Below are 21,659 nucleotides of genomic sequence, written 5' to 3'. Positions count from 1 at the left end.
GTGTCCTCAGACGAGTGTCGGGTTCTCGAACAGCATCGTGATCTTCTCCACCGAGCTGGTCATCAGCGCGCGTCGCCCGAGTCGGAGCGACCGGAGTTCGGCGGCGATCGGGTGGTCGCCGAGCTCGAGATCCGCCCCGCCGAGACGGGTGCGGGTGCCGGTCACCGATGTCAGCCGCCAGGGAGTGAGCCTGGTGATGCCGTCGAGTTGCGAGTAGGCGTGCAGGACGGTGTCGGCGGTCGTGTCCGGGACCTTGATGCCGGGCTTGATCCGCAGGTCCGCGATCAGCGCGCCGTCGGCCTCGAGGCGGCCGTGCCGGACCGATGAGCCGTGATCGACGTCGAACTCGGCCAGCGTCTTCGGGAAACCCCAGATCCCACGTCCGGCGGCCAGGGTGAAGTCGCCGTCCACCGGTAGCCGGTGGACGAGGGCCCGCGCGTCGCCCTTCGCAAGAGCGCGGAGCGCTCGGACGGGTGAGGCCGGCGGTCGGGAGGGGTCGTCGACGAGGAAGCAGACACCGAACTCGTTGTACGGCCCGAGGTCGCCGTCGATGTAGTCGACGAAGACGAGCATGCACATCGCACGTCCTGGACGGATCCGCAGCGGACGCAGTGTGCCGGGCCGTCCGGACTCGCTGTCGATCGCACGCTGGACGGCTGCGGCGTCGGCGGTGAAGCCGGCGACGAAACACCGCGCATGCCGGATCTCCACGGGCATGGTCACCGTGGTGCCGAGGATGTCGTGGGACGAAGGTGCTGTCACCGGTACTTCCTTCTTCTGGTCGGATGCGGGTGGTCGGCCGCATCGACGAACACTAGAACGTGTTCTAGTCTGGCATGACCGGGGTGCGGAGAGGTCGAAGAAGGCGGATGTCCCCCATCCTGTGGACATCGACGGTGGAAAACGTGACGGGTTGTCGCTGGTCCAGGCAATCCAACGGTCGATGTCCGACTTGTCGTATACGGTTCGCCCAGTGTGTGGCCCCGGAGCGCTGTGTAATTGCTGAAGGCGCGAGAAGGCTGCACGGTGAGCCGACGAAAGGGGGCACCGTCGATGCCCGAGGGGAACGTCGCGTCGCCACACCGGAGGAGTGCGGCACCGGGCCGGGTGCCGATGACGTGGTGCGCGCGATGACGGCAGACGAGGCTCCGGTGGATCGCGTCATCCGGGTCGGGATGGTCGACGATCACCGTTCGCCGATCTGGGGGATCGAGCGGGTCCTGGATCCGGTCGACGACATCTCGCTGGTCTGTTCGGCATCCACGGTCACAAGTGTGCTCGCGGGGATGCCCCTCGACGTCGTCCTGCTCGATCTGCGCCTCGACGACGGGACCACGCCCAGGGAGAACGTCAACGCGCTCTCCGCTGCCGGTGTCGCCACGGTCGTGTACACATCCGGTGAACACACCGCGCTGCTGCGTTCGGCGGCTCGGGCAGGCGCGCTCGGCGTCGTGCTCAAGTCGGCGGATGAATCGGTCATCATCGACGCGATCCGAGCGGCTGCCGAGGGTCGGGCGGTGCTCACGACCGAGTGGGCCGCGGCCATCGACGGCGACCCCGAGCTGGCCGCAGTCGATCTGTCGCCACAGCTGCAGAAGGTTCTGGCCCTGTACGCGTCGGGGGAGACGTCGGCTCGGGTGGGAGCTGCTCTGGGTGTGTCCGCGGAGACCGTGAACGAGTACCTGAAGCGGATACGGCAGAAGTACGCCGACGCCGGCAGGCCGACCCGGACCAAGGTCGACCTGTTCAAGCGTGCGGTGGAGGACGGGTGGCTGCCGGTGCCCCAGCGGAACCGGAGTCGCGGCACCGATCCCGGTCGGTGAAAGTCACTGATAATAGGGAACTTCGGCCCTAGCAAAGGACGACTCAGGTGCGGAATCAGTAGGCAGAAAAGGGGAACGGTGGGGAATCGGCAGTCGATCGACGTCAGAACAGTAGAAGTCCCCAATTCTGGGTCTACCGGGTCATCGGCAGCAGCACTACTTTCAGAATCATTGGGAATGATGCGCGGAGCGTACGGCGTCGGGGGACGTGAGCATTGCGCCAGAAATTAGGGGATGGACCAGTGACGGCCACTTCAGAGTTCTATCGAACCGCACAGTCCCGGGGGGCCGTGGACCAGCGTCGCGTCGGCTCGCCGGAAACGATGCTACACAACGGAATCGCCCGGCTTTCCGACTACCGCACGGCCGGTGACCGCGCACCGTCGGCGCTGCCGCGACCGAGCCTGTCCGACCGTGAGGTCGAGGTTCTGCTCGCCTGGCTCGCCGCCGAGTCGAAAGAAGAGGCGGCAGCCCGACTCTTCATCTCGGCGTCGACCGTGAGCACCCACCTCGCACGAATCCGTGCCAAATACACCGCGGTGGGCCGTCCGGCCCCGACCAAGACACATCTCTTCGCGCGCGCCCTCCAGGACGGGTACACCAGCCTCGATCGCTGGTGATCATCACCACGCGTGGTCTGCGGTGATCCTCGGAGAAGGGGGTCAGCGCAGGTCGCGCGCCAGGTTGGGCCAGGTCGCGTACAGGTCGTCCTGCCAGTAGCCCCATGAGTGGGTGCCGGTCGGCCGGAGATTCACCTGAACGGGCAGTCCGAGGGACCGCATCCGCTGGACCATCTGGCGGGTGCACATGTCGATCGCGACCTCGATCCCGCCGCCCACGATGGCCTGATTGGCCAGATCGAAGGCATTGCCGTCGATGCCCGGGTCCCCGAGTTGCTCATGCACACCGGGCGCGCCGGTCCCGCTGGTCATGTACACCTTGGTCCCGCGCAGTTTCTCGGCATTCAGATAGGGGTCGTTCGCACGCCAGCCGGGACCGTTGAGCGGACCCCACATGTTCACCACGTTCCCGCCGCCACGATCCTCGACGACCATCCGGATGTACTGCTGGCCGGCCGGATCGCTCGTCCGTGCACATCCGCTGAACGCAGCGACGGACCGGTAGAGGCCGGGTGCGGCGATGGCCAAGTTGAGCACCGAGGTGCCCGCCATCGAGATTCCGGCGATGGCGTTCGCGCCCGTCGTCGGGAACTCGGCGTCGATGACGGGCGGGAGTTCCCTGGTCAGGAACGTCTGCCACTTGTTGCGGCCGAGTACCGGGTCGTCGCGCTGCCAGTCGGTGTAGTAGGAGAAGGCGCCGCCGATCGGCGTGACGACATAGGCGTTCTTGTCGGCGAAGTACCGCTTGTAGGTGGTCCGCGCATCCCAGGTCGCCGAGTCCTCGCCACCGCCGGCACCGTTGAGCAGGTACAGCACCGGGGCCGGACGCGACCGGTCGCGTGGGGTCAGTACGGTCACCGCGACCGTGCGATTCATCGCCGCCGAGTGCACCAGCAGAGTCGTCTGCTGGGGATCGTCGACGTACCTGTCGACGACTCGAGATCCCGGCGCCGCGTCGGCGGCAGACGCGGGTACCACGACGAGCGCACCCAGCATCGCCATCGTCGCCAGCATGGCCGACCAGAACCATCTACCACCGTGCACGTACACCACGTCCCCGCCTGTCATCCTCGATCCGTCCCAACGATGTGTCGCGACGCAGAACGCCGCAGTCGTCCCGCGGAGTACCCCCGTCGTCAGTGTAGGCGTGCGTCTGCTCGGTGCCGTGGGCTCAGAGTGGGACCTGTACCAGGATCGGCGTCGTCGGCTGCGCGGAGCCGCTCGCTGGTTCGATGGTCACCGCCAGGACCTGCGCGTCGCCGAGTCCGTCGACGACGACCGGTTCGGTGTCACCTCCCGGGATCAGGCCGGCGGGTACCGGGTTCTCCGCTCCGCCCACCAGCCAGAGCTGGAACGCGCTGTCCGGCGAGATCGGACGGCGCTGGTTCCGGATGAGTGTCACCGCGCGGCCGACCGTCTCGGAGGCGATGACCGTGATCGTCCCGTGGCCGTCCGCCAGGGTTTCTGCGGTGACGGTCGAGTCACCGGCCGCGAGGACCTCGAGGACCTCCTGCTGCCCCCCGCCGACCGCCGTCGCGGACGGCGAGGGTTCCGGTGCCGTCGTACGGCCGATCAGGACGCCGGCGCCGAGTGCCACGGCGACGGTCACCGCGGCCGCCGCGAGCACGGCCGTCTTCCGCCGTGGCCCCTGCGTGCTCCTCTGACGGTGTCGATCCACGGGCTCGGGTGTCGTTGTCTGTGCCGATGGCGACGAGCCGAACCGCGCGGTGCCGTCGAAGATGTGCGACAGCACGCGGCGTCGGAGATCGGACGGCGCCTCCAGGGCGTATGTGCTGGCGAATCCGGCCATGGCGGTGTGGATCTCGACGATGCGTGCCTCGTAGGACGACCGCTTCGCCGCGGGAAGCGCGGCGAGTTCCCGTTCCGCGCGGAGGGTCTCCTCGGGAGTCAGGGCGGATACGGCGTACAACTCGATGTGGTCATCGAGCCAGGCGGACATGCCGTCGTCGGGGTCCGCGTCGGTTCTTGTCATGGTCAGTTCAGACATCCTCCTGCGTCCCCAAGCACTTTTTCAGGCGGCGCAAGCCATCTCTGATCCGGGACTTGATGGTGGGCAAGGGGGTCTCGGTCTGTGATGCCACCTCCGGGTAGGTCAGGCCGCCGAAGTAGGACATCTCGATACAGCTCCGTTGCAAGTCCGTGAGCTCGCCGAGACATGTTCGTAGCGTACGCGCCTCGTCGGCGTGGACAACCACCTCGAGCGGAATGTTGCGCGGAGTTTCGACGGAAGCGGCGCCGTAATCGGACATCCGCTCCTGCTGGAGCTGTTCGGTGCGCACGCGATCGACGGCGCGACGGTGGGCGATGGTCATCATCCAGGTGATGACCGAACCACGTGCGGGGTGGTAGTCGCTCGCCTTCTGCCAGTACTGCAGATACGCCTCCTGCACGATCTCCTCGGCGTACTCGCGGTCGCGGATGACACGGAACGCGAGTCCGTAGATGCGCGAGCTGGTCAGGTCGTACAGACGCGTGAACGCGGCTCGGTCCCCGGTGGAGGCCGATTCGAGAAGATCGCGCAACAAACGAGATTCGTGTCCACGTCCGTGGTCCGCATCGGGGGTCGCGCTGCCGTCGTCCGATGTCACTGGTCCACGGTAACCAAAAGAGGCGGGAGTTCTCCGGCGATCTGCAATCACCGATTTGCTGAGCGTCGGTAAAGAACAAGGGAGACAGGGATGCACACCGCGAGGATGGCCAGAGACGAGCCCACCGCATACCCCACGGCATGGTCGGCCACCCACCCGGTGGCGGCCGGGAAATTCGGTGGCGCCTCGTTGGCGAAGAGTTGCCGGCATGCGGTCGCCACCGCGGTCACCGGGTTCCACTCCGCGATGGCGCGTAGCGGGCCGGGAAGGCTCTGTGCGGAGATGAACGCACTCGACAGGAACGTCAGGGGGAACATCCAGAGAAAGCCGATGCTTTGTGCCGCTTCGACATTCGGGGCTCCAAGACCGGTCACGGCGCCGACCCAGGCCATCGCGACAGCGAAGAGTCCGATGATGCCGAAGGCGATCGCGGCGTCGGCGGCGCTGCCCTGAACCCGCCATCCGATGGCAAGTCCGCAGGCGACCATCACCACCAGCCCGACGGCGCACAGGAGCATGTCGGAGGAGACCCGGCCGCTGATGACGCCCAGTCGCGACATCGGTAGCGAGCGGAGGCGGTCGATGATTCCGTCGGAGGTGTCGTTCGCCAGGCCGACAGTGGTGAAGGCGGCGTTGAACACGACGGTCTGCGTGAAGATCCCGGCCATCAGGAACTCGCGGTACGAACCGCCGCCGAACGTCGCGCCGAAGACATAGGCGAAGAGGAAGACGAACATCAGCGGCTGGATCGTCGCACTGATGAGAAGCGTGGGTATGCGTTTGACGGTCAGCAGGTTTCGCTCGACCAGTACCGCGGTGTCAGTGAACACTAGCGCGCTCCGTTCGGTTGGGGAGAGTGTCCGGTACGTCCGCCTCGGTGTCACCTGTTCCGATGACAGCGTGATCGATCGACCCCCCAGAACCGTTGACCGCCTTACCATTAATGCCCGATTTGGCGACCGTGATGTCCGAATCGCTTGATATGTCCGCGATCTCGACATCGACAGCCGTATCCGAATCGGTGGTGCCGGCGCGTTCGGTGAGCGTCAGGAAGACGTCGTCGAGGGTCGGTGTCGTGACGGACGCGTCGACGACCTCGATCCCGGCCGACGACAGCGCCCGGACCGCGGCGACCGCACTGCGGGTCCCGTCGGCGACGGGGACCGACCAGCGCACGGATTCGGCATCGGCGCCGCCACTTTCGCCGCCCGATTCGAGACGTTCGGGTCGCCCGACACCGATCTCGGTCAGGGAGGCCGAGATCTGCTCGTCGTGGGGGTCGTCCGTGTGGGGGACGGCGAGTTCGACGGTGAGGATCGATCCGCCCGTCGAGGCCTTCAGATCGGCCGGGCTTCCCTGGGCCCGGATCGTGCCGTGGTCGATGACCGTGATCTCGTCGGCCAGCGCGTCGGCTTCCTCGAGGTACTGCGTCGTCAGCAGAACCGTCGCACCGGAGCCGACCTGTTCGGCGATGACCTCCCACATCTGGCGTCGCCCGCGAGGGTCGAGTCCGGTCGTCGGCTCGTCGAGGATCACCAGCGACGGGCGGTTGATGAGTGCCCCGGCCAGGTCCAGTCGACGACGCATCCCGCCCGAGTAGGTCCGCATCGGTCGATCCGCGGCGTCCTCGAGGTTCAGTTCCGCGATCAGTTCACGCGCGCGTTCCGACGCAACGGCCCGTGGTTGCCCGTACAACTGACCGACCATGCGCAGGTTCTCGAAGCCGGTGAGGTTTCCGTCCACGGCCGCGTACTGGCCCGACACCCCGACGATCTTCCGGACGGCGCCGGGATCGGCGATGGCGTCGACACCGTCGACGAGCACCGAACCCTCGTCGGGGGTCATCAGGGTCGCGACGGCGCGCACCGCGGTCGTCTTCCCGGCACCGTTGGGGCCGAGGAGGGCGTGCACCGTTCCGGTGGGGACCGTCAGGTCCAGCCCGTTGAGGGCGTGAACACGTGGCCCGCGGCCGAACAGTCCGGTACGGAAGGTCTTGTGCAGTCCGCGCAGTTCCAGCGCGTAGCCGGTGTCCTTCCCGGCCGGCGTGTCGTCAGCGATACTGTGCCGCCCCACGGGTGACCTCGCTTTCGTCGTCCGGTGAACTCTCCATCGTCCGGATCAGGCTGGCGGGCCTCATGTCCCGCCAGTTCTGCTCCACGTACTCGAGGCATTCGTCGTGACCCGACGGGCCGAAGACGGTGCGCCAGCCGTCGGGCACGGGTGCGAAGTCCGGCCACAGCGAATGCTGGTTCTCGTGGTTGACGAGCACCCGGAAGGTTCCGTCGGTGTCGTCGAAGGGGTTGGTCATCGCTTCTCCTCTCGTGGGGCGGTAGCCGGCGTTGCCGGCGGTTCACTGATCGCGTGTACCCAGTCGGATACGTGCTCGGGCAGCATCATTCGTGCATGCGTGCTGCGTACCCCGACGTCGACGACCCGTCCGGTCACCTTCGAATGCCAGGCCTCGACGGCGGGCGCTCCGGGCTCGGGGTCGACGGTCGCGGTGACGAAGGTCAGGTCGCCGTCGTAGAGACGTGGCCGCCACCCTTCCGCCAGTGGTGAGGCGTGGCGGAAGACCTCGTGGACCGTGCCCAGCGTCTCCCGGCTGAGACCGGCAAGTGCGCCCCCGATCGAGGAGATGATGCGATACGCGTCGTCGACGGTCAGTTCGGCGGTGCCGGAGGGGAGCTCGGTGTCGACGTCGAGTCCGAATTCGCGCATCAGAGCGGTGATCGAGACCCCGACGTCGAGGTCGGGTCGCTCGGAGATGACGTAGCTGTCGAGCAGGACGAGCCGGGCGACCTCATCGCCGGCCTCCCGCAGCTGTACGGCCATCTCGTGCGCGATCAGACCGCCGAGTGACCAGCCCAGCAGGTGATAGGGGCCCTCCGGATACACGGTGCGGATCTGTGCGACGTACTCGGCGGCGAGGTCACCGATCGAGCGCGGACACGGCTTTCCGGACAGTGCCGGATGCTGCAGTCCGTACAGCGCCCGACCGGAGGCTAGATGGGGTAGGAGCGAGGTGAAGCTCCAGGAGAGGCCGATCGCCGGATGGACGACGAACAACGGTGGTGCGTCGGGACTCTCGGCGGTCGTACTGCGGCTGCGACGAAGGGGAAGGAGTATGTCCAACCCCGGCGTGCCGGCCGGCTCCGACGGGTCCGGGTTCTCTCCGTCCATGCCCAGCGCCGCAGCGAGTTCCGCGGGGCTCGGCGCGCCGAACAGGGACTGCGCAGACACCTGGCGACCGATGAGTTCGGTCAGCCGCGACGTCACGGTGGTGGCCAGTAGCGAGTTGCCGCCGAGGTCGAAGAAACCGTCGTCGGCGCCGATCGTGTCCGGACGGACCTCCAGGACCTCGGCGAAGACCTGCGCGATCGTCGTTTCCCCACCCGGGCTCGGTGCGCGCCTGCTCGCGTCCTCGGCGGGCGCGGGCAAGGCCTTGCGATCGAGCTTGCCGGTGGGGGTCAGCGGGATGGCGTCGAGCAGGGTCACCGAGGTCGGCACCATGTGCCGTGGAAGCCTGCGGCTCACCCGGCGTCGTAGGTCCGCGGGTTCCGGGGTGGCTCCGTCGGCCGCGGTGACGTAGCTGCGGAGCGTGGCCGTCGCGCCGGCACCGTCGACGAGGGTCGCCGCGAAATCGACATCCGGTTCGGTTGTGAGGGCGTCGTCGATCTCGCCGAGTTCGATCCGGAAGCCGCGCACCTGGACCTGGGTGTCGCCGCGGCCCGCGTAGACCAGACGGCCGTCCTCGGTCCACCGGACCAGATCGCCGGTGCGGTACATGCGACGACCGGCGAACCGCGGACCGCTGACCATCGGCACCGGCAGGAACCGGGTCGAGGTGAGGCCCGGCCGTCGGTGGTATCCGCGGGTGATCTGCGGCCCCATGAGATAGAGCTCGCCCACGACGCCGGCCGGGACCGGGTGCAGGCGCTCGTCCAGAACGAGCGCACCCACCCCGTTGTTCGGTGTGCCGATCGTCAATTGCCGCTCGGGCGTGAGGGATTCACTACCGGTGATGATGATCGTGGTCTCGGTGGGGCCGTACACGTTGATCAGGGTGCGTCCGGGTGCCCACCGCCGCACCAGATCCGCGCCGTAGTCCTCGCCACCCACGGCCAGTGCTCGTAGCGAGGGCACCGCGGACGGCGACATGCTCGCGACGGCTGCCGGAGTGATGAACGCATGGGTGACCTGCGCGGAGTCGATGACCGAGCTGAGCGCATCGCCGCCGTACACCTGCGATCCCACGATGACCAGGGTTGCCGAACCGGCCAGTGCGAGCAGCATTTCCAGGACCGAGGCGTCGAAACTCGGCGAGGCGAAGTGCGATACCCGCGACTCCGGCGCCGGTGCCAGGCGATGAGCCAGTTCGTCGTGTACCGGGCGCAGTCCGGAGTGAGGTACCAGTACACCCTTCGGGCGACCGGTCGAACCGGAGGTGTAGATGATGTACGCGAGCTGATCGGGCCGGATCGTCGACCCGCGTTCCGCGTCGGTGACCGGCGCCGGAGACGAGTGCTGCATGCGCGTGGCCGTCGCCGCGTCGTCGAGGACGAGCATCGGCATCGGGTCCCCGGCCATACCCGCGGAGATCGACTCCCTTGCGGCCGAGGTGGTCACGACGAGTCGCGCGCCGCTGTCGCCGAGCATGTGGGCGATCCGGTCGGCGGGATAGGTCGGGTCGATCGGCACGTAGGCCGCACCGGTCTTCACGATGGCCCAGATCGCCACGAGGGACTCGATCGAACGCTGCACCGCCATCGCCACCACATGTTCAGCGTCCGGGGCGCCGACGCCCCGACCCAACAAGACGCGCGCCAGCCGGTTCGAACGGGAATCGAGCTCAGCGTAGGTGATGGTCTCGGGAGCCTCCGGCGATCCCGCCATCGCGGCCACGCCATCGGGGTTCCGCTGCACCGCCTGCGCGAACAGTCGGTCGAGCGTGGTGGGCATCTGGGCCGGAGGGCCGAGCGCTGGTGTGCGCTCGACGATCTCGAGCGGGTCGGTGACCCGGATGTCGCCGACCGACCGGCCCGGGTCACCCAGCATGCCGCGCACGACTCGCATCAGGCGGGTGGCGAGGAGTTCGGCGTCCTGGTGACGGTAGCGGGCAGTGTCGTAGGTGACCTGGAGGGCGGCGTCGCCGTCGCGCATCCCGGTGACGGTGAACTGGAGATCGAATTTGGCGGCCGGGGATTCGAATTCGGTGATCGAAGCGTGCAGTCCGGGAGCCATCTCGAAGGTGGTCTCGGGCAGGCCGCCGGTTGGCTGCGAAGTGGTCCCGGCCGCGAAGTCGTGGACCGACAGCGCCACCTGGAACAGCGGATGACGCCCGGGTGTGCGCGGGGGGTTCAGCGACGAGACGATGTCGTCGAAGGGCAGACCCCGATGGTCGAGCGCATCGATGTCGGCGTCACGAACCCGGCGGACGAGCCCCGCCACCGTGTCGGCGGCGTCGAGTCGGGTCCGCAGGGGCACGACGTTGACGAACATACCCACGACACCGCTGTAGTCGCGGCCCGCGGCGGAACCGTCGCGGTTGGCGACCGGGCTGCCGACGACGAGATCGTGGCCGATACCGAGGCGGTGCAACAGGATCGCCAGCGCCGTGTGCAGAACCGAGAACGGCGTGGTCGACTGTTCGCGGGCGAAGGAGAGCAGGCCCGCCCGGGTGTGCGCGGGGAGCGCGAGACTCACCGAGCGCGCGCCGGCCGCGGACGGCGGTCGATCGATCGCCGGCGATGCGACGGTGGTCTCGGCCGGGGCGTCGGCGAGGGTCTCCTCCCAATAGCGCAGGTCTGCGGCCAGACGAGCCACATCGTCGCTCTCGAGCGCATGGTCGCGGTAGTCGACGGCGGCCGGGGCCCAGTTCCCGGTACGACCACGCCGCCGCTCGTCGTAGGCGCGCGCCAGGTCGGCTACCAGGATCGGCAGCGAGGCCCCGTCGGCCGCGATGTGATGCAGAACGAGCACCAGGAGGTGTTCGGTCTCCGGACCCGGGGCCGGACGGTCCACGACGAGCGTCGCGGTGATCGGTGCCTGGCGGCTGACATCGACGGGGCGCGTTGCGCACCGGGCGATCTCGGCGTGGACGTCGTCGGTCCGCTGGACCCGGAGGTCGCCGATCACCACATCCGGGTCGTCGAGAACGCGGCCCACCGGGCCGTTCGCGCCGGGTTCGAAGACCGTGCGCAGACTGGTGTGCCGGGCGACGATGTCGACGAGCGCGCCGCGGAGGGCCGGCACATCGAGTTCTCCCCGCAGGCGCAGCACGAACGGCATCAGGTAGTCGGTGGACTCCGGATTCGCCGTGGCCATCGAGTGGAGCCGTCGCTGGATCGGTGCCAGTGGGAACTGGGCGGGACGATCCGAGATGTGTTCGGCGCCCGGATGTTCGGACGCCGCCTCGGCCGAGTCGGCTTCGTTCTCGTCCAGAGCCGTGACGTCCCAGCCCGCCGGAAGGGTGAGGAGCGGCGCAAGCGATTCGGGCGTCGGGTGGTCGAAGACATTGCGGACCAGGAGTCGTTCGCCGACGTGGACCCGGTTGATCCGGCTGACGAGCGTGGTCGCCTGCAGCGACGTGCCGCCGAGGAGGAAGAAGTCGTCGGTGGCGCCGACGTCGTCGGGGCGGAGGTCGAGAACGTCGGCGAGGATCCGCGTCAGCGCAGACTCGGCGACGGTACGCGGAGCTCGGCCGGTCGACGGCTGCGCGGTCGTCGCGGGATCAGGCAGCGCGCGATGGTCGAGTTTTCCGTTGCGGGTCAACGGGATCGAGTCGAGTACGACAACCGCGGACGGGACCATGTGGCGCGGCAGCCGTTGCCGGGCGGCGTCGAGGATGGCCGCGGAATCCGGTGCGTCGGTCGGTCCGGTGAGGGTGACGTAACCGACGAGTACCGCGTCGGCGCCCTCGCCGCGGACGACGGTCGTGGCGAAGTCGACCCCCCCGGCGGCGGTGAGCGCCGCGGTGACCTCGTCGAGTTCGATGCGGAAACCGCGGACCTTGACCTGGTTGTCGCTGCGGCCGTGGTAGATCAGCGCGCCGTCCGCGTCGCGCCGGACGATGTCGCCGGTGCGGTACATGACCTCACCGGACCCATCGGGCCGGGCGACGAATCGCGCGGCGGTGGGTCCACGACGATCGAGATAGCCGCGGGCGACGCCCGGACCGCTGAGGTACAGCTCACCGGGGACATGGTCGGGGACCGGGAGCAGGCGATGGTCGAGGACCAGTGCGGTGCAGTCGGTGACCGGTGTCCCGATGGTGATCGGCATACCCGGCCGGAGCGGCGACGACATGACGGCGACGATCGTGGTCTCGGTCGGTCCGTAGGAGTTGACGTACCTGCGGTCGGAGCCCCAGCGCGCCACCAGGTCCGGCGTGGAGGCCTCCCCGCCGACACCGAGCGTGCGCAGATGGGGAAGGGGATGCGGCGCGGCGGTGGCCAGCGCGGCCGGGGTGATGAATGCGTGGGTCACCGCGTGCAGGTCGAGGAAGTCGACGAGTTCGTCGCCGCCGTAGATCGCCGGCGGGACGATCACCATCGTCGCGCCGACCTCGAATGCGAGCAGGAACTCGAGCATGGCGGCGTCGAAGGACGGCGACGCGAAGTGCAGTGTGCGGTCGCCGGCAGACACCCGGTAGCGGTCGCGCTGCGTCGTCGCGAACGCTGCGAGCCCGCGGTGGGTCACGCTGACGCCCTTGGGCTTTCCGGTGGACCCGGAGGTGTAGACGATGTAGGCGAGCGAGTCGGTGTGGCGGGGACTCGTTCGCTCCTCCGGGGCTCGGCTCTCCCCGGGGGTGCCCAGCGTGCCGGGGGTCACCCACCGGACGTCCTGGGGCACGTCGGCGAACCGATCCGCGGTCGTGATGCCCAGCGACGCCCCGGAATCGGCGATCATGTGAGCGATCCGGTCAGCGGGGTAACGGGTGTCGACGGGGAGGATCGCGGCGCCGCTCTTGGCGACCGCCCAGGTCGCGATCACCGACTCGAGGCTGCGGTCGAGGGCGACGGCGACGACGTCGTCGCTGCCGACCTCGAGGGCTCGCAGGTTGTGCGCCCAGACCGTCGAGATCTCGTCGATCTCGCCGTAGGTCAGCCGGCGGTCGCCGTCCTCGACGGCCACCTGATCCGGATGCCGGCGCGCGGTGGCGGTGATGATGTCGGCGAGGTGGCGCGGGGTGATCGTGGGTTCATCCGCCGGTTGCCGGGAGTGGATCGTCGACGTGGCCAGCGGGAGATCGTCCACCGGGACCTCGGGGTGTGCCGTCACGGTCTCGGCGAGGTCGGCGAACATCCGGGCCAGGGACTCGACGCGGTCGCGGGAGTGCACGTCGGTGGCGTAGGTGAACAGCGCGCGGCCGTCCCGGATGCGCAGCTCGAGATCGAAACGGGCTGCGCCGGTGTCGATCGCCTCCGCCTCGATGCGGAGATCCTCGAGGTCGGCAGGGTCGAGGAGCCCGGATGTCCCGGACGCGGACGTCCCCGAAGCGGAGGCATCGGAAGTCTGGGCGTCGAAGACGAGAGCGATCTGGAAGATCGGATGCCGGCCGTTGCGAGGCGGGTTGACCATCGAGACGATCCGCTCGAACGGCATGTCGGACTGAGAGAGCGCTTCGAGGTCGCGATGGCGGACGGAGTCGAGGAGCTCGGTGAAGCTCGCCCGACCGTCCACCGGGGTCCGCAAGACCACCGAGTTCACGAACATCCCGACGACGTCGGCGAGTCGCGGATCGTTTCGCCCGGCCACCGGGGTGCCGATGACGATGTCGGAGGCGGCACCCGCGACGTGGGTGCCGGGATCGGCGTGCAGACGGTGGAGGAGTGCGGCGAACAGTGCGTGAACGCTCATGAATTCGGTTGCGCGCCCAGCGGAGACAGCCGTCAGACGGCGTCGTACGTCGGTGCTGAACTCCACCTCGACGACCTCGGCGCGTCGTGTCCGGCCGGCCGGGGCGTCGGGGATCAGGATGGGACCGGTGTCGACTCCGTCGAGCTCGTGTCGCCACCAACGGCCGAGCTCGTCGTCGTCGGCGAGGTTCCCGGCCTGCCACCGCAGGTAGTCGAGGTAGTCGATCGCGGTGCTGGGCTCGTCGGCATCCGCTTCCGCGTTCGTCGCAGCTCCACTCCGGAGTTCGCCATAGGCGAGGATGATGTCGCGATGCAGCGGGATCATCGACCACCCGTCGGCGGCGATGTGATGGATGACGACCGACAGCCGATGGTGCATCGGATCTCCGTCGAATCGGTGCAGCGCGGTCCGCAGGGGCAGGTCGGTGGTCAGATCGAACGGTCGGGCGGCCAGAGCGCGGGCAAGCTCCGGCCACCGCGCCGCCGTGGTGTCGGTGACCTCCAGGTCGAGAGTGACCTCCTCGGCCGGGCGCACATCCAGAACGGGCCTGCCGTCGACGTCGGGATAGACGGTTCGCAGCATCACATGGCGCTCGACGGCTCGGCGGATCGCGGAACCGAGCGCGTCGACGTCGAGTCGACCGCGGAGGTCGAGCGCGAATGCGATCGCGTAACCCGCGGTCGCCGAGTGGTTTTCCTCGGCGACCGCGCCGAGGGCGAGTTGGTTGAGGAACCAGAGTTGCTGCTGGGCGGCACCGGGCTCCGCAGGTGCGTCGGGGTCGTGGATGAGTCGGGGGACACGAGCCTCGTCCGCACCCGGGCGGGCGAGGCCGCCACCGTCCGCGAGCCGGGCGATGTCGGCGACGGTTGAATGATCGAAGATCTCACGTACCGGTACCCGGCGACCGGTCAGGTGCTCGAGAGCCCCGACGATCTGGGTCGCCAGCAGGGAGTTCCCGCCGAGGTCGAAGAAGTCGTGGTGCCGGCCGACCGTGCCGGGTGAGAGGTCGAGGCGTTCGGCGATGAGGTCGGCAACAGTCTGTTCGATCGGCGTGATCGGTGCGACGAACACGGTGCCGTTGTCGTTCGGCAGGGTGTCCGGAGCGGGCAGCGCCCGTAGGTCGATCTTCCCGATCGGCGTGGTCGGGATCTCGTCGAGTTCGACGATCATCGACGGGATCATGTGTCGGGGAAGACGATAGGCCAGTCGTTCGCGGACGTCGGAGACCGCGTCGGAGGTGTCGTACCCCATCGTCACGTACGAGACGAGGTGGGCGCGGTCGCCTTCGCCGTGAGTGGTGGTCACCGCCCCGCGGACAGCGGCGTCGGCGACCAGAACGGCATCGATCTCACCGAGTTCGATGCGGTGGCCCCGGATCTTGGTCTGGTGGTCGGCACGTCCGCGGAACTCGAGTTCGTGATCGGTCGTCCATCGCACCAGATCGCCGGTGCGGTACATCCGCTCGCCCGGATCGCCGAACGGGTTGGCGATGAACCGCTTCGAGGTCAGCGGCCGCACCCCGTGATACCCGCGGGCGAGATGCTCACCGGCGATGTACAGTTCGCCGATCGCGCCGGGAGCGACCGGCTGCAGGCGTTCGTCGAGTACGAGTGCGGAGACGCCGCGGATGGGTCGGCCGATGGTGAGCGTCGTGTAATCGGGTTCGATGGGTGCCGACACCGCCGCGACGACCGTCGTCTCGGTGGGCCCGTAGGCGTTGAACAGTTTCGGCCCGGTCGACCACGTACGCACCACTTCCGGATTCGGATGCTCGCCGCCGATGACGAGGGCCTCGAGGTCCGGGACATCGTCGGGCGCCATGGTGGTCAGGACGGAGGGAGTCAGGAATGCGTGGGTGATGCGACCCTCCCGCATCAGCCGCGCCAGTTCGGCTCCACCCACGACGCCGGGCGGGATGATGTGCATGGTCGAACCGGCCGCGACAGCCATCAATATCTCGAGCACGGAGGCGTCGAAGCTGGGCGACGCCATGTGCATGGTCTGGCTGTCGGCCGTGATCCCGTACTGCGTGACCTGTTGTGCACCGAAATCCGCGAGGCCGCGATGGCTCACGACCACGCCCTTGGGCCTGCCGGTGGTGCCGGACGTGTAGATCAGGTAGGCGGGCTGGTCGACATCCAGTGGGCCGGGCCGTTCCGACGGCGACACCGGTGCGGCGGGCTTCCGGGCGATCAATTCGACGACCGCGTGATCGTCGAGGACGACGGTCCGCGGGACCACTGCGGCGGATTCGTCGACCAGCGCCGCCCGAGGATCCGACGACTCGTCGGTGAGCAGAAGGCAGGAACCGGAGTCGGTCAGCATATGCGCGATGCGCGCCGCCGGGTAGGCCGGGTCCACGGGCACCCACGCAGCGCCTGATCGGGCGACCGCCCACATCGCGATCATCCAGTCCACGCCGCGGGGAAGTGCCACCGCGACATGGCGTTCGGGTCCGGCGCCGCGGTCGATCAGCAGACGCGCGAGCCGGTTCGACGCCTCGTCGAGTTCCCGGTACGTCAGCGACCGATTGCCGTCGGTGATGGCGATTCGATGCGGAGAGGACTCGGCCGCCGTGGACAACAGCGTCGTCAGATGTTCGACCGGACGGCTGCCCTCGCCGACCGCAGGGACGAGATCGAGCCGTTCGTGGAGATCGAGAACCGGGAGATCCCCGACCGCCGAATCCGGGGCAGCGGTGGCGGCCCGGAGCACCCGGTCGAGACGTGAGGCCAGCGCGCTCACCGTGGACCGGTCGAAGAGGGCGATGGCATAACCGATTTCGAGATCGAGCCCGGCCGGCTCGCCGTCGGTGTCGTGCAGCTCGGTGAAGGTGAGTTGGAGGTCGAAGGTGGTGTACCCGGTGTCGACCCGCGACGCGGTGGCGCTCAGTCCGGCGAAGTCGAGTCGGATGGCCGAACGGTCCTCCAGGGCGAGGGACACCTGGAAGAACGGGTGCACGTGGGACGACCGGTCCGGATTGAGTTCGGTGACCACCCGGTCGAAGGGCAGGTCGGCGTTGTCGAAGGCGCTGAGATCGGTGTCACGCACGTGCGCCAGCAGGTCGACGAACCCGGCATCCTTGTCGACGGACGTGCGCAGCGCCAGCGTGTTGACGAACATGCCGACGACGCCGTCGAGGTCGGCGTCCCCACGTCCGGAGACCGGGGTCCCGACGACGATGTCCGATGACCGGGACAGCGAGCGCAGGAGTGCGGCCACCGCGGCGTGCAACACCATGAACACGGTCGTGCCGGTCGCACCCGCCAGCTCCCGGATGGCCCGGTGGGTGTCTGGTGAGAGCGTGCGGGTCACTGCGGCGCCCGTGGCGTCTCCGCGACCGGTGCGCGGACGGTCGAGCGGCAGATCGGTCTCTTTCGGGGCGCCGGCGAGAGTGTCCCGCCAGTGGTCGAGTTCGGCGGTCGCGTCGGCGCTCTCGGAGAGCCAGGTGTGGCGTTCGGCGCTGACCTGTGAATAGGTGACCGGCAGTGCCGCCCAGTCGGGTTCGGAGCCCTCCAACCGGGCGCGGTAGGCCGTCGCGAGATCGGCGGCGAGCGGTGCCAGTGACCATCCGTCGGCGGCGATGTGATTGACCACCAAAGTAAGCCGGTGATCGTCGGCGGAGGTGCGGACGAGGCGCGCACGGATGGGCAGTTCGGTATCGAGATCGAATGTGCGCGAGGCGAAGTCGCGATCGGAGGTCAGGTTCGGATCCGGGGAGTCCAGGACGGGTAGGTCGATGTCGACCCGGTCCGCCGGGCGCGGTGACATGCACGCGACACCGTCCTGCTCGACGACCACGCTTCGCAGTGGTTCATGCCGGGCGATGACATCGACGAGCGCCTGCCGGAGACCATCGGTGTCGAGTGCGCCGACCAGGCGGACCGTGAACGGCATGTTGTAGGTGGCGGCGGCGGCCGGATCGAGCCGCCCCGCGAGCCACAGCCGGTGCTGTGCGGGGGAAAGCGGGACCGCGGAGTCGACAGGGGAGGCCGTGCGGACCTCCGCGTCCGGGTGGGCCGGGGTGGACCGGCCCGCCTCGTCGCGGTCGACGCCCATCTCGACCAGCGCGTCGACGATACCGCCGATGTCGTCGGCATCGAAGATCGTCCGGATCCCGATGCGCTTGCCGGTGGCCCTGGACAGACGGGACGCGACGCGTGTCGCGGACAGGGATGTCCCCCCGACGTCGAAGAAGCGGTCGCGCATGGAGATGGAGGATGGATCGGCATCAGAGCCCGGACCCAAGGCGTCGTCCGCGAGCTCGTCGGCGCCCAGGACGTCGGCGACGGTGCGGACGACGAGCCGGTCCAACGCGGTTGCCGGCCCGACGAATTCGCGGTCGTTGCGAAGTTCGGGGCGGGGGAGGGCACGGCGGTCGAGCTTGCCGTTCACTGTCGTCGGCAGTGCGTCGAGCGCCATGACCACCACCGGGATCATGTGCTCCGGCAGGGCCGTCCGGAGTTCGGCGCGGAGGTCGCGATCGTCGAGGCCGTCGCCGGTGACGTAGCCGGCTATCGCGGGTTCGTCGCCGGCGAGGTCGTTGCGGACGGTCGCTGCCACCGACGTGACCCCGTCGAGGCGGGAGAGGGCGGATTCGATCTCACCGAGTTCGACTCGCTGACCGCGGATCTTGACCTGCGAATCGGTTCGACCCAGGTATTCCAGTTCACCGTCGGGGAGGATGCGCGCGAGATCGCCGGTGCGGTAGAGCCGTTCACCATCTCCGTCCGGAGACGCGACGAAACGCGCTGCGGTGAGGTCGGGGCGGGAACGGTATCCGCGAGCGAGTTGTACACCGCTGAGGTAGAGCTCGCCGACCGCGCCGACCGGTTGGGACCGTAGGCGATGATCCAGTACGTGGACGCCGGTGTTCCAGACCGGTGATCCGATGGGGGTGAGTGCCGCATCGGGACGGCAGGAGTCGTGATGGGTCACGTCGATCGCGGCCTCGGTGGGACCGTACAGATTGTGGATCGGCGCGGAGGTGAGCCGTGCGGTCGCGCCGACGGTCGAGGTTGTCAGGGCCTCGCCGCTGGTGAAGATCCGACGAAGAGATGTCAGCCGGGAAGCGTCCGCCGAATCGAGCGCGGCGGTGAACGCAGCCAGCATCGATGGGACGAAATGGACAGTGGTGACACCGTTCTCGGCGATCACGTCCCGCAGGTACCACGGATCGCGGTGTCCGTCGGCGCTCGGGACGACGAGGCCGGCACCGGCGATGAACGGCCAGAAGAACTCCCACACCGAGACATCGAAGGTCGACGGTGTCTTCTGCAGCACCCGGTCTTCGGTGGTGAGCTGATAACGCGACTGCATCCACGCGAGCCGGTTGACGATGGCGCGATGGCTGATCACGACACCCTTGGGCTTGCCCGTCGAGCCGGAGGTGAACAGCACGTAGGCCGCCTGGTCGGCGGAGGGGACCGCGTCCGGCGCAGGGCGGCCGGCGATGTCCTCGCCTGCTGCGTGCAACTCGTCGAGGACTGCGTCGGTGATGATCAGGTCGGGTTCGGCGATCTCGAGGATGTGCGCGAGGCGGTCGGCGGGTTCGGCGGGGTCGATCGGCAGGAACGCCGCACCCGCGCGGACGACACCGTGCAGGGCCAGCACCTGGTCGACGCTGCGCGCGAGCTGCACTGCGACGACACTCTCCGGGCCGACGCCACGATCGGCGAGAGCTGCTGCAATGGAGCGTGTTCGGGCCGCGACCTCGTGATGGGTCAGCGATTGTGCGCCGTCTGCGTCGACGACGGCGGTGGCATCGGCGTGTGCGGCCGCTGCCTGGTCGAGCAGATCGACCAGGGTCGTCTGACCGAGGTCGACCTGCTCGCCGGTGGTGTGTTCGGCGAGGGCTGTGCGCTCGTCGTCGGTCAGGATGCGCAGCTGGGAGATCGGGGTGCTCACCGGGGCGGTGACCAGCGCGGACACGAAGTCGACGAGACGGCGGTGGTGCCTGGTGATCTCGTCGGGGGAGTAGATGTCGGGGTTGGCCTCGAGATCGAGGCTCATACCGCCGTTGAAGCTGTCGTAGACGTTCACAGACACGTCTTCGATGGGGCCGGTGGACAGGACGTTCAGCTCGCCGTGGAGCGGACCGAAGTCGATGTGTTCGAAGAACAACATGACATTGACCAGGGGCCCGAAGAAGCCGCGCCGTGCGCCGGCGGCACCGAGAATCTCCGAGACGATGTCCTCGTGCCGGAACTTCTGGTGACGCACGGCGGATTTGATCTCGCAGTTGACGGTCTTCAGCAGTTCGGCGATGGTGGCCGAATCGTCGAGCGGGATGCGTAGGGGCACGACGTTCGAGATGAGTCCCGCCGACGTGCGCAGGATGTCGCGATCACGTGCGGCGACCGGGAGGCTGAGCGTTGCCTCGTCCCGGTCGGTGAAACGGGCCACGTAGGCGGCGACCGCCGCGGCGATGATCGACGCCGGACGCACGCGAAAGTCGTGGCCCAGGGTGCGGATTCGCGCCACCAGGTCGTCGTCGAGCACTGCCGACCGCACATCCGACAACGGAGACGCCGGGCCGGAGAGGCTCGTCAGGGTGGTGATCTCGGGGAGATCGGCGAGGTGCCGGGTCCAGTGCTCACGGTCGGCGGCGAACTTCTCCGAGGAGCGGTATACCCGGTCGAGTTCGGCGATGTCGGCCATGGTGGCGGTGTCGGCCAGCGGCGGCTCGGTGCCGTTGGCGATCGCGGTGTAGTGCGAGGCGACCCGCAACATCAGGTACATGGCGGCATATCCGTCATAACCGATGTGATGCCCACGGCAGTACCAGATCGAGTGCCCCGGGCCGACTTTCAGCAGATGGGTCTCGAGTAGGGGATCGGCGAACAGGTCGGTCGCCTGCGACCGGCGGTGATCGATCCAGGCGAGCGCGGCCGCGCGCGGATCGGTCTCGTCGGAGAAGTCCTGCCGGCCCAGCACGACCAACCGCGAATGGTCGATCGTCATCAACGGCTCGCCGTCCTCGGTGGGGACGAGGCGCAGCATGGACGCCTCGGTCTCCATCTCCGTGAGTGTGGCAGCACGCTGCATGATCTCCGGGTCGACGTCGACCAGCGGGTTGTCTCCGTCCGCACCGCCGTCACGCGCAGTGTCCCCACGGAACTCGATGAATGCATCGATGGTCATCGGCACGTCTGGTTCGAGCTGCTGCGCATAGAAGACACCGCGTTGTGCGGCTGTCATCTGAATCGCGAGATCGGTGTCGGTGATGTGCCGGATCGCGTCGTCTGTGGTCACACATGCCTCCCCTGACTGCGGTGCGCCCCGTACTCGGCATCGACGAACACGGGGCATGGCCCCACGTCGAGTGCTTTGCTTGCTGCGGTCGGGTTGCGCTGAGCGAACTGACCTTCTTCAGCTCCGGGAGGACGTCGTGATCGTTCGGCCCGCAAAGGGGACTGCTCTCCCCCGACACGTCACGTCCCCGGTGGTGAACCGCCGGATCTTTGCTTGATCCGGAACAGGCTCACCAGCTGATAGGTCTTGTCCCACGGGTGCTTCGTGTGGCGAGGGGCACCAGATGGGTCTGTCCCCGAAAAACCTTCCCCCGAGCGGGATACCTGAAACCGTTCAGAAGCATCATCGGCGATTCTTCCGGCGCCCCGGTCAGGGTCGCCGGACCGCGGATTTGGCCTCGACCAGGGCGTTCCCCTACACTTGTGGGGTTGCCTGCGGCACTGCTGTGTCGCAAATCGGCTCACGAACCCACTGGGCGATCCGTCCAGGTGTCA

The 21,659-nt window shown here is 68.3% G+C and carries 10 protein-coding genes; 2 read left to right on the top strand and 8 right to left on the bottom strand.

What is annotated here, in order from left to right; translation table 11 throughout:
- Positions 1 to 6: 6 nt before the first annotated feature.
- A complete protein-coding gene (locus BPODLACK_RS06320; RefSeq protein WP_024497705.1) occupies positions 7 to 762 on the bottom strand; it encodes an acetoacetate decarboxylase family protein in 756 nt (251 codons plus the stop codon).
- A gap of 368 nt (positions 763 to 1,130) precedes the next feature.
- Between BPODLACK_RS06320 and BPODLACK_RS06315 the strand changes: the two genes are divergently transcribed.
- Both BPODLACK_RS06315 and BPODLACK_RS06310 read left to right on the top strand, forming a co-directional pair.
- Positions 1,131 to 1,823, top strand: a complete 693-nt coding sequence (locus BPODLACK_RS06315) for a DNA-binding response regulator (protein WP_035760270.1) — start codon at positions 1,131 to 1,133, stop codon at positions 1,821 to 1,823.
- 242 nt (positions 1,824 to 2,065) lie between these two features.
- Positions 2,066 to 2,443, top strand: a complete 378-nt coding sequence (locus tag BPODLACK_RS06310) for a LuxR C-terminal-related transcriptional regulator (RefSeq protein ID WP_024497707.1) — start codon at positions 2,066 to 2,068, stop codon at positions 2,441 to 2,443.
- 42 nt (positions 2,444 to 2,485) lie between these two features.
- On the opposite strand, the gene BPODLACK_RS06305 is transcribed toward BPODLACK_RS06310, so the two are convergent.
- The 7 genes from BPODLACK_RS06305 to BPODLACK_RS06275 form a co-directional block, all read right to left on the bottom strand.
- Complete coding sequence (locus BPODLACK_RS06305) at positions 2,486 to 3,445, bottom strand: alpha/beta hydrolase (RefSeq protein ID WP_236577618.1); 960 nt, start codon at positions 3,443 to 3,445, stop codon at positions 2,486 to 2,488.
- Positions 3,446 to 3,614: 169 nt separating this feature from the next.
- Entirely contained in the window at positions 3,615 to 4,451 is an 837-nt protein-coding gene (locus tag BPODLACK_RS06300; protein WP_024497709.1) for an anti-sigma factor, read from the bottom strand.
- Positions 4,444 to 5,052 carry an ECF RNA polymerase sigma factor SigK gene (gene sigK / locus BPODLACK_RS06295; protein ID WP_096274526.1) on the bottom strand — a complete coding sequence of 203 codons (609 nt, stop codon included), beginning with the start codon at positions 5,050 to 5,052 and terminating at the stop codon, positions 4,444 to 4,446. The genes BPODLACK_RS06300 and sigK overlap by 8 nt, the downstream gene beginning before the upstream one ends.
- Positions 5,053 to 5,099: 47 nt before the next feature.
- On the bottom strand, positions 5,100 to 5,882 hold the full coding sequence (locus BPODLACK_RS06290) for an ABC transporter permease (protein WP_096274524.1): 783 nt from the start codon (positions 5,880 to 5,882) through the stop codon (positions 5,100 to 5,102).
- The gene (locus BPODLACK_RS06285; RefSeq protein WP_159404917.1) at positions 5,872 to 7,125 is read right to left on the bottom strand and encodes an ABC transporter ATP-binding protein; all 1,254 of its coding nucleotides are present in this window, start codon (positions 7,123 to 7,125) and stop codon (positions 5,872 to 5,874) included. The genes BPODLACK_RS06290 and BPODLACK_RS06285 overlap by 11 nt, the downstream gene beginning before the upstream one ends.
- Complete coding sequence (locus BPODLACK_RS06280; RefSeq protein WP_159404916.1) at positions 7,103 to 7,360, bottom strand: MbtH family protein; 258 nt, start codon at positions 7,358 to 7,360, stop codon at positions 7,103 to 7,105. Before BPODLACK_RS06280 ends, BPODLACK_RS06285 begins: the two co-directional genes overlap by 23 nt.
- Positions 7,357 to 21,165 carry a non-ribosomal peptide synthetase gene (locus tag BPODLACK_RS06275; protein WP_159404915.1) on the bottom strand — a complete coding sequence of 4,603 codons (13,809 nt, stop codon included), beginning with the start codon at positions 21,163 to 21,165 and terminating at the stop codon, positions 7,357 to 7,359. Before BPODLACK_RS06275 ends, BPODLACK_RS06280 begins: the two co-directional genes overlap by 4 nt.
- Between the last annotated feature and the right edge of the window lie 494 nt (positions 21,166 to 21,659).

Source organism: Gordonia sp. YY1, assembly GCF_009872315.1.
Classification (GTDB): domain Bacteria; phylum Actinomycetota; class Actinomycetes; order Mycobacteriales; family Mycobacteriaceae; genus Gordonia; species Gordonia amicalis.
The sequence above is the reverse complement of the archived record's forward strand: the minus strand, read 5'-3'. Positions and strand labels throughout refer to the sequence as shown.